Annotated in this window: 10 protein-coding genes and 1 pseudogene; 7 read left to right on the forward strand and 4 right to left on the reverse strand. The window is 69.8% G+C overall.

Annotated features, from left to right (window positions below):
* A pseudogene (locus tag KMW22_RS19095) lies at nt 1-329 on the forward strand (recombinase RecA); the annotation flags it as partial.
* 102 nt (nt 330-431) lie between these two features.
* Here the strand turns inward: KMW22_RS19095 and KMW22_RS19100 are convergent.
* The 4 genes from KMW22_RS19100 to KMW22_RS19115 form a co-directional block, all read right to left on the reverse strand.
* On the reverse strand, nt 432-1136 hold the full coding sequence (locus KMW22_RS19100; protein WP_221091617.1) for a hypothetical protein: 705 nt from the start codon (nt 1134-1136) through the stop codon (nt 432-434).
* Nucleotides 1137-1214: 78 nt separating this feature from the next.
* Nucleotides 1215-2048, reverse strand: a complete 834-nt coding sequence (locus KMW22_RS19105) for a hypothetical protein (protein ID WP_221091618.1) — start codon at nt 2046-2048, stop codon at nt 1215-1217.
* A 399-nt stretch (nt 2049-2447) separates the two neighbouring features.
* Nucleotides 2448-3032: a biotin transporter BioY gene (locus KMW22_RS19110; RefSeq protein ID WP_221091619.1), complete on the reverse strand. Its 585-nt coding sequence runs from the start codon at nt 3030-3032 to the stop codon at nt 2448-2450.
* 37 nt (nt 3033-3069) lie between these two features.
* On the reverse strand, nt 3070-4002 hold the full coding sequence (locus KMW22_RS19115) for a biotin--[acetyl-CoA-carboxylase] ligase (protein WP_221091620.1): 933 nt from the start codon (nt 4000-4002) through the stop codon (nt 3070-3072).
* 235 nt (nt 4003-4237) lie between these two features.
* Here KMW22_RS19115 and KMW22_RS19120 point away from each other — a divergent pair, with 235 nt between their 5' ends.
* The 6 genes from KMW22_RS19120 to KMW22_RS19145 all read left to right on the forward strand — a co-directional run bounded on the left by KMW22_RS19120 (nt 4238) and on the right by KMW22_RS19145 (nt 8574).
* The gene (locus KMW22_RS19120) at nt 4238-4627 is read left to right on the forward strand and encodes a Fur family transcriptional regulator (protein WP_221091621.1); all 390 of its coding nucleotides are present in this window, start codon (nt 4238-4240) and stop codon (nt 4625-4627) included.
* Between the two features lie 58 nt (nt 4628-4685).
* The gene (locus KMW22_RS19125) at nt 4686-5390 is read left to right on the forward strand and encodes a hypothetical protein (protein ID WP_221091622.1); all 705 of its coding nucleotides are present in this window, start codon (nt 4686-4688) and stop codon (nt 5388-5390) included.
* Between the two features lie 300 nt (nt 5391-5690).
* Nucleotides 5691-6047, forward strand: a complete 357-nt coding sequence (locus tag KMW22_RS19130) for a twin-arginine translocation signal domain-containing protein (RefSeq protein WP_221091623.1) — start codon at nt 5691-5693, stop codon at nt 6045-6047.
* Nucleotides 6041-7198, forward strand: a complete 1158-nt coding sequence (locus KMW22_RS19135) for a radical SAM protein (protein ID WP_328774767.1) — start codon at nt 6041-6043, stop codon at nt 7196-7198. Before KMW22_RS19130 ends, KMW22_RS19135 begins: the two co-directional genes overlap by 7 nt.
* 47 nt (nt 7199-7245) lie before the next feature.
* Nucleotides 7246-7920 (forward strand): MarC family protein, encoded by a 675-nt coding sequence (locus KMW22_RS19140; RefSeq protein ID WP_221091625.1) that lies wholly within the window; start codon nt 7246-7248, stop codon nt 7918-7920.
* 96 nt (nt 7921-8016) lie between these two features.
* Nucleotides 8017-8574, forward strand: a complete 558-nt coding sequence (locus KMW22_RS19145; protein ID WP_221091626.1) for an HNH endonuclease — start codon at nt 8017-8019, stop codon at nt 8572-8574.
* The last annotated feature ends 193 nt before the right edge of the window (nt 8575-8767 follow it).

Raw genomic sequence — 8767 nt, forward strand, 5'->3', positions numbered from 1 at the left:
GCAACGACGCGGTGGCGAACACCGTAAAGGTCAAGACGGTGAAGAACAAGGTGGCCCCGCCCTTCAAGGAAGTCGAGCTCACCCTCATGTACGGCAAGGGCTTCGACCAGCTCAGCGACCTCGTGACGCTGGCCAGCGACATGGACATCATCAAGAAGGCGGGCTCGTTCTACTCGTACGGCGACGAACGCATCGGCCAGGGCAAGGAAAAGGCCATTGCCTACATCGCCGAGCGCCCCGAGATGGAAGCCGAGATCCGCACCCGCGTGCTGGGCGCCATTAAGGACGGCCGCGATCCGCTGGCCGCCGTGCCCAGCGTGGCGGAATAAGCACTCCCCAGAAGAGAAGCGCCGGGGCCAACCGGGCCCCGGCGCTTCTTCATTTTCATTGCTGGCGCGGTTGATCGCTGTTGCGGTCGCCTGAACGGCACTCTACGGCAGCTGCCAGAGCGACACGGTATCCGCTGGCGCTCTGCTCAGGCGGCGGCGCAGGTCCTCACCGCTGTAATCATCGTCCTGCTGCACCAGCGACCAGCCAGCGGGCAGGGCAAGATCCACCGTCAGCAGTTCGGTCAGGCCCGCTTCGGGCACGCAGCGTGAGGACCCACGCACGGTGACAGCCTCGGGGAGGTACACCAGCCGGTAGTCACGCACCTGAGCCGCCGCATCCGGCACCCCGTCCAGCACATTGACCTCACTGTTCAGGCGCTGAGCGTCTCCCCAGAGATGTTCGCCCACCACGCTGCCCAGGCTGGGCCACTGCGTACCCGCTGGCGCCACCAGCAGTTCGCGCAGTGGAAACACGGCGGCGTCGGGTGCATTGAACACGATCTGGCCCTCGTACTGGGCGCAGTCGGCCGGGTTCACGGGCAGCAACCACTCCTTTAGGGACACCAGTTGTCCGGCCAGCCGGTCGGGGCGGGGCAGCGGCAGGGTCAGGCGCCCGGCCGCGTCCACACTGCCGCGCGCCAGCAGCACCTGTCGGTCATCGGCTGCCGAGAGGGGAGCCAGCACGCCCACTGCACGGCCCGCCTCCGCCCAGCCCAGCACCTGCGCGCGCAAGGTGGGCTCAGCCTCCTGGCTCTGGCCCACCGCTCCCAGCACTGCAATCCAAAGCAGCCAGCGCAGCCGTTTCATGGGCTGACTGTACCAGGGCCACGACAGGAGAGGGCGCCCGGCCGCAAAGGTCCAGGCGCCCTCTCTGTGTGCGTGAGGTTACTTGCCGCCGCCGATGCCGATGCCAATGCCGGTGCCCACGCCGATGTTCACACCCACGCCGACCCCGCCCTGGGCACTGCCACTGGCGCCGCCTGCTGACCCAGACGTCTGGCCGCTGCCGCTGGCGGCGCCCTCACCCTGCACCGAAACGTTGACCGGTCCGCTGACCAGAACGCGCGTCAGAGTCTCCTGCCCGGAGGTGGTACGCACCGTCAGGCGGCCGAAGTCCAGCTGGCCCCGCGCGTCGGCGCTGGCCTGGGCGGCCAGATCAAAGGTGCTCTGCACGCCGCCTCCCGTGGTCACGACGGCGCGGGTGGCCCCGCTCAGGTCGCCCTGGGCCTGCCAGATCCCACTGGCGGTCAGGATGCCCACCACCTGGCCCTGGGCGTTCACCAGGGTCACGGTCCGGCCAGCCAGGGCAGCGGCGGCTGCGGCCCGGGCGCTGGCCTGGGCCTGGGCATCGGCGCGCACCGCTTGCGTGAGGCTGACTGCCTTGCTGCTGCTGGCCACCACCAGTGTTTCGGCGCTCACGCGGCCCTGGGCGGCCACATTGCCTGCCAGCCGGTAGGTGGCCGAGGCTCCACTGCGCAGCGTGACGCGCGCCTGGGTGGCCGCGCGGCTGGCGCCCTGGAACACAAAGGTGCCGGCGGCGTCGGCGGTGGCGACCACGCGGCCCTGGGCATCCAGCAACGCCGCGCTCGAAATCTGGGCGTCGGCCTGTGCGGCGGCACTGGCCTGGGCCCCCATCTGGGTCGCGGTGCCGGTGGTGGCGTGGGCGGCGGGGCTCAGCAGAAGGGCGGTCAGAAGCAAGAAGGCAGGCGTCTTGGTCATGGGAAGTCCTTTTTCGGCAGGTGGTGCTTGGGCCGATGTGGCGAACTATAAGAAGTGTTTCTGATAGCTTTATTATGGCTTTTTCTTTGTAGAAAAAAGGCACAAATTTATAGACACGCCGCAAAAGAGTGTCGTCCCGCCAGCCGTATTCGGCCGCGTAGGGGAAGTGGATCACAGGCGTCTCAAAAAAATCGCAAAGGGGCGGGCTTCCCCTCCCCCATTTCGCCTACGCCGCGCTGCACCTTTCGGCGGATGCCGCCTCTGACCCACGCCAGCCACACTAGAAGCACGCAAAGGGCCGGGGTTTCCGCACGGGAGACATCGACAACCCGGCTCCAAGCAAGCGCCCCCGCCCGAGTGAAGGCGGGGGCGCTTTGTTGGTGGTCGAGTGGTGGGGTCTTAGCGGCGCAGCAGCGCCCAGGCGCCGGGCAGCAGCAGGGCGGCCAGCAGCAGTTTCAGGGTGTCGCCCAGCAGGAAGGGGGTCAGGCCAGCGGTGAGCAGCGCCTGTCCTTCCAGGCCGGTGATGGCGCCCAGGACAGGCAGGCCGAACAGATAGATCACCACGTTGCCCGCCAGCATGGCCAGAGCGGTGCCCAGGAACTTGCGGTCCAGCGCGAAACGTTCCACCAGAAAGCCCACCAGCGCGGCGGCGAAGGGAAAGCCAATCAGGTAGCCGAGGCTGACGCGCAGGCCCGTACCGGCGGGGTTCAGCACGCCGCTGCCGCCACCGGCATAAATGGGCAACCCTGCGGCGCCCGCCGCCACATACAGCAGCAGCGCGGCCAGGGCCCGCTTCCAGCCCAGCGCGGCGCCCACCAGCAGCACGCCCAGCGTCTGCAGGGTCAGGGGCACCAGCTGCAGCGGAATGGACCCCTGGGCCAGAATGGCGACAAAGGCCGCGCCGCCCACGATCAGGGCGAGGTCACGGGCGCGGCTGTGGGCCGGCAGCAGGGTGCGGGACAGGGTGGGGTGCAGCACAGTCATGGAAATCTCCTTGGGGTGAGGGGCGAAAGGGAAACGGTCAGAGGGAATCGGCGCCCAGCGTGCCGATCAGCTGCACGTCGCCGGCGCTGACGGTGTGCAGGCCCCCCGGGGTCTGCACCAGCAGGCTGCCGCGCGCGTCCAGGTCAGTGGCCAGGCCCTCCAGGGGGCCAGCCGGGGTCTGCACCCGCACCGGGTGCCCCAGGGTGAGGCTGGCCGCCCGCCACGCCGAGAGCACCTCGTCGGCAGGGGCCGCCAGCCAGGTGTGCAGTTCGCGCAGCACAGCTCCCAGGACGCCCGCGCGGGTCACCTCGGGGGCAAATTCGCGCAGGTGGGCCGCGCCGTCTGGGGCCGCCGAAACATTCAGGCCAATGCCCAGCACCGCCCGCCGGGCTTCCTCGCCGCGCAGGTCGGCTTCCAGCAGAATGCCGGCCAGTTTGCGGCCATCCGGGGCCAGCAGGTCGTTGGGCCACTTCAGGCCGCCCACGCCCGCCGCGTGCCCCACCGCCACCCCGGCCGCCAGCGGCAGCAGCGCCAGTTCCGGCAGGGTCAGCGGCGCGCCTCCCGGTCCCTGGCGCAGCAGCACCGAGAACGCCAGCGTGCCGTGCGTGGTGGCCCAGGCGCGGCCCCGGCGGCCCCGGCCCTGGGTCTGGCGTTCGGCCACCACCACCGCGCCATGTGGAGCGGGCGCCTGAGGGTCGTCCGCCCAGGCCCGCACCTCGTCCTGGGTGCTGCCCACCGTCCCCAGGTAGCGCAGCTGGGCGCCGATGGGGGTGGGCCGCACCACGAACTGCGGCGCGGGCGTGTCGGGGTTCAGGGCGTAGCCGGCACGGCCAATCTGCACCGGCACCCCGGCGTCCTGCAGGCGGCGGGCCAGGGTGTTGACGGTCACGCGGCCCACCCCCAGGCGGGCGCCCAGGGCGTCGCCGGTCTGGGGCTCTTGGGTCAGCAGGGGCAGGAGACGGTCGGGCATGGCCGTTCAGGGTTTTACGCGCCTCGCTGAACGAAAGCAATGAACCGGGTGCAGAGTTGCGGGCGCGGGGCAGGAGGCAGGGCGGTTTCAGGTCTTCCCAGGGCGGCCGGAGCGGAGGTCATGGGGCGGCGCCCACGGCCGTGCACGGAGCCGGCACGTCAACCCTGCCGCCTCTGTCAGCGGCCATCCTGAAGCGATCATTGGCCCGTCAGAGTGGCTTTGGTAAACTGGGCCCATGACGATGGTGCGCCAGACCAAACAGCGCCTGGCCGTTCTGGAGGTGCTGCGTGAAGCCCGGTCGCACCCCGACGCCGCCTGGATTCATGCCCAGGTGCGCCAGCAACTGCCCAGCGTGAGCCTGGGCACCGTGTACCGCACCCTGGACGCGCTGGTGCGCGACGGCGTGGTGGTCACCCTGGAACGCGCCGGGCAGGCCACCCGCTACGACTACAAGCACGAGGGCCGCACCCACCCCCACGCGGTCTGCCGCACCTGCGGCGCCATTTTCGACCTGGACGCTGGCGACGTGCCGGCCGTGCCCGCCTCGGCCCTGCCCCCGGGGTTCCAGGTGACCGACGTGCGCCTGGAATTCATGGGCCTGTGCCCCGGCTGCCAGAGCGCCTGAGCGCGACACTGCGCAGCGCGGGACGCGCGGCCTGGGAGCGCGGCGCTACGCTGCGCCCATGAGCGCGCCGCCCCCTGCCCCGCCCAGCGAACCGCCCGCCTTTCCCACCTACCGCCTGCAGACCTTTCTGCCGGCCTTTGCGCTGGGCTGGGGGCTGGGCGCCGCCCTGACCTTCGCGGCGCGCGGGCTGGGCGACACGCTGCTGAGCGGGCCCTGCGAAGGCCGCACACTGCTGGCCCTGTTGCCCGCGCTGCTGCTGGGCCCCGGGGGGCTCGCGCTGACTGCTGCCAACTGGCGCTCACCGGTTCGGGCGGCGCTGGGGCTGGGGCTGGTGGTGGCTTCGCTGCTGCCCGCGCTGTTCGTGGGTGCGCAGGATATTGCTGGCCTGCGCCGCAGCGGCTGCGCAGGGGGCTACGTGGTGCTCTCCACCGTCAACGTGGGCCAGCCGGGCGAGAGCATCAGCGCCCTCAGCGTGCCGGCCGGAGAGACGCGGGTGCTCAGCGCGCGCATTGGCGGCTTTACGCCCACCAGTCACCCCGGCGCCTTTACGGTGGAAGGCGCCAGTCCGGTCCCCGGCGTGCGCGTGAGCGTGCCCAGCGCCCCTGTGCGGGCGGGTGAGCCCTTTACCGTGACGGTGGCGGTGGACCGCCGCACGCCCGTCAACACCTACACCGTGGGGGTCAAAACGGTCACCCAGCAGGAGGGCCGGGCGCTGGAGGCGACAGGCACCCTGGAACTGAACGTGCGGCCCGCCCTGCGCTGACAGCGGCCTGCCGTTCCGCCCAGGGGAGGAACGCACCCCCTCAACGCCACTTCATCCGCTGTCTGTCGCGGTCACTCGCTCTGCTCCGCAGCTTTGCAAGTCCACTCGCCCCACATGACCTGAAGGGTTCACCTTCAGGTCATGTGCTTTCCGTGCTGAGGGCCGGAAGCTGCCACCTCAAATGTGAGCCGCTCTGTAGTTGAAGCTGACCGGCAGGATAAATATGAAGTTGCTCACACTGACGTGTAAGGGGAGGAGCCAGACGTGGCGTTGCCGTGTGGGCACCCAGGAGGGGTTGCGATGTCCGAGCATGATCTCGACCGCCCGCTTTCCGACGACCCTGCAGACACCGAGCAGGACCTGACCGCCGCCGAGCAGCGGCGCGACTTTCTGCGCCGCGCCGGCCTGATGACCGGGGCCGCCGTGGTGGGCGGCGCACTGGGGCAGGGCGCCCTGGCCCAGCCGGTGCTGAGGGCCGCGCCTGTCCTGCTCGACAAGGCGGCCGTGCAGACGCGCCTGAATGGCCTGGGGAGCATTCAGGCGCAGTCGCAGCGCCTCGCGGAAAGCGCCATGCTGCTGCGCGGCCTGGAAATCGTGCGCACCTTCAACCCTGACGCCGCCGCCAGCTTCGATCTGAGCTTCGGCCTGCGGTGGTAGGGCAAGAACCCGCGTCGTTCATCCTCAAGGCCACGGCCCGCTGCAACCTGAATTGCCCCTACTGCTACATGTTCAACTTGCGTGACCGCTCGTTTGCCGGGCGGCCGCCGGTGATGCCCCGCGAGGTGGTGGCGGCGGCGGCCCGGCGCATTGCGGCGCAGGTGCGGCGGCTGGGGCGCACGAGGGCCAGTGTCACCTTTCACGGCGGCGAACCGCTGCTGGCCGGCCCGGCGTGGTTCCGCGACGCAGTGGCGGCCCTGCGCGGGGCCGCAACCGAGGTGGCCTTCGAATTCACGGTGCAGAGCAACGGGGTGCTGCTGACCGGGGAGTGGCTGGACCTGTTTGCCGACCTGGGGGTGGTGGTGGCCCTCAGCGTGGACGGCCTGCCCGAGGTGCACAACCGCACCCGGGTGGACCACGCCGGGCGCGGCACCTACGAAGCCACGCGGCGCGCCCTTGAGCGACTGAACGCCCACCCCGCACGCGAGCCGCTGTTCGGCGGCGTGCTGTGCGTCATTGACCCGTCGGTGTCGGGGGCGGCCACCTACCACCACCTGCGCGCGCTGGGCGTGGACCGCATGGATTTCCTGCTGCCACTGGACCACAACTGGGACGCCCCGCCGCCCCGGCCCGGCGCGTACGCCGAGTACCTGCTGCCCATTTTCGACGCGTGGTGGGCCGAGAACAACCCGCAGGTGCTGGTGCGCATGCTGTTTGACATCATGAAGCTGCTGCTGGGCGCCCGCCAGCACATTGACTCGCTGGGGGGCGCGCCGGTGAACATCGCGGTGGTGGAAACCGACGGCAGCCTGGAACCGCTTGACGCCCTGCGCGCCTGCCGCGACGGCCTGACCCTGACGGGCCTGAACGTGCTGCGCCACGACCTGTGGGCACTGCAGGACACGCCGATGTACCAGGCGGCCGTGGCCGGGCAACAGGGGCTGGACGCGATCATGTGCGGCGGCTGCGCGCTGCGCGAGGTCTGCGGCGGCGGCTACCTGCCCAACCGTTACAGCGCGGCCAGCGGCTTTGCCAACCCCAGCGTGTACTGCCTGGACCTGCAGCGCGTCATCCTGCATGTGGCGCAGCACATTGACCGGGCGCTGCCGCCTGCCCCCGCCGCTGGGGCGCCCCCCGTGGCCTGGGCTTAGCGGCGGCCGGGACCCGCGCCCACGCCCCCGTCTGATACGCTCGGACCGTGAACGTCGCGGAACTGTCCAGTATCGCCCTCCAGACGTTCCTGACCATGCTGGTCGTGATGGACCCGGTGGGCCTAGCCCCTCTTTTTATCGGGCTGGCGGGCAATCGCCCCAGCTTCGAGCGGCGCCGGGTGGCCCTGAAGGCCTGCGTGGTGGCGGGCATCATCATTCTGGCCTTTGGGTTGTTTGGGCGGGCGCTGCTGGAACACCTGGGCATCAGCCTCAGTTCCTTTCGCATTGCCGGGGGCGTGCTGCTGTTTCTCATCGCCCTGGACATGGTCTTTGCGCGCCCCAGCGGCAGCAAGGAAACCGCCGAGGAAGAGCAGGAAGCCCACGAACGCCAGGACATCAGCGTGTTTCCGCTGGCGATTCCGCTGATTGCCGGCCCCGGCACGCTGGCCAGCATCATGATTCTGGCTGCCGATGCCCACGGCTCGCCGCTGCTGCTCTCGGCGGTGTTTCTGGTCACCGCCGGCGTGCTGCTGCTGTGTTACCTCGCCTTGCGCCTTTCCGGGCAGATTGCCCGCGTGATCGGCCTGACCGGCGTGCATGTGGTCACGCGCGTGCTGGGCGTGCTGCTGGGCGCTCTGGCGGTGCAGTACGTGGCCGACGGCACCCTGGAACTGCTGCGCGGCGGCCTGAAAACCGGCAGTGTGCTGCCCGGCCTGGGCTAGGCCAGAGCGCTAGGCCATTGCCCCCACCCCCCATAAGAGCCAACTAAGCGTCTGTGCGCAACATTTGCCTGAAGAGCCCGCTTTAGAATGCCGGGCATGATCTCCAGAAAGGACGTGCAGCCCGAGCCCCGCCGACCCACCGTAGCGGCTGACCTGAACGCGCCCCGCGTGCTGGTTCTGAACGCGTCCTACGAACCGCTGCACGTCACGAGTGCCAAGCGGGCCATCACGCTGGTGCAGTACGGCGTGGCGGAAATTCTGGAGAACAGCGCCGACGTGGTGCGCTCGCCCAGCACGGTCATGCCGGTGCCCAGCGTGATTCGCCTGCGCCGCTACGTGCGCCGCCCCCGCGTGCATCCCGTGCCGTTTAACCGGCGCAACGTGCTGCGGCGCGACACCTTTACCTGCCAGTACTGCGGCGCCGCCGAGGAACTCACCCTGGACCACGTGCTGCCCCGCTCGCGCGGCGGGCGCCACACCTGGGACAACGTGGTGACCGCCTGCCGCACCTGCAACCAGCGCAAGGGCAACCGCACCCCCGAAGAGGCCGCCATGCCCCTGCGCACCCGCCCCCGGGCGCCCAGCTTTGGGGTGTACGCCCACGGGCAGTTTGCCCACTGGCAGCCGCAGTGGAGCCGGTATCTGGGGGGGTAAGAAGGCACGGGCTATGGGCCATGAGCCATGGGGCAACTCCAGGTCCTGTGGCTCTTTTTTTGGGTCTAGATTTTCAGTAGCCGACAACTTAGGTTTCTGACTGTCCTGGCGCTGAAAAAGGTCGTGTAAGGAGTCTGAAGAACGTGACCAGCTCACTGGTCTGCCAGCGCAGGGCATTCTGAAAGCGCTCACA

This window comes from Deinococcus aquaedulcis, from assembly GCF_019693445.1.
In the GTDB taxonomy this organism is placed as follows: Bacteria; Deinococcota; Deinococci; order Deinococcales; family Deinococcaceae; genus Deinococcus; species Deinococcus aquaedulcis.

Coding starts and splice junctions, on each gene's coding strand:
- KMW22_RS19100 (WP_221091617.1), bottom strand. CDS start 1,136: ATGAAACGGCTGCGCTGGCTGCTTTGGATTGCAGTGCTGGGAGCGGTG.
- KMW22_RS19130 (WP_221091623.1), top strand. CDS start 5,691: ATGTCCGAGCATGATCTCGACCGCCCGCTTTCCGACGACCCTGCAGAC.
- KMW22_RS19110 (WP_221091619.1), bottom strand. CDS start 3,032: ATGACTGTGCTGCACCCCACCCTGTCCCGCACCCTGCTGCCGGCCCAC.
- KMW22_RS19115 (WP_221091620.1), bottom strand. CDS start 4,002: ATGCCCGACCGTCTCCTGCCCCTGCTGACCCAAGAGCCCCAGACCGGC.
- KMW22_RS19120 (WP_221091621.1), top strand. CDS start 4,238: ATGACGATGGTGCGCCAGACCAAACAGCGCCTGGCCGTTCTGGAGGTG.
- KMW22_RS19145 (WP_221091626.1), top strand. CDS start 8,017: ATGATCTCCAGAAAGGACGTGCAGCCCGAGCCCCGCCGACCCACCGTA.
- KMW22_RS19125 (WP_221091622.1), top strand. CDS start 4,686: ATGAGCGCGCCGCCCCCTGCCCCGCCCAGCGAACCGCCCGCCTTTCCC.
- KMW22_RS19105 (WP_221091618.1), bottom strand. CDS start 2,048: ATGACCAAGACGCCTGCCTTCTTGCTTCTGACCGCCCTTCTGCTGAGC.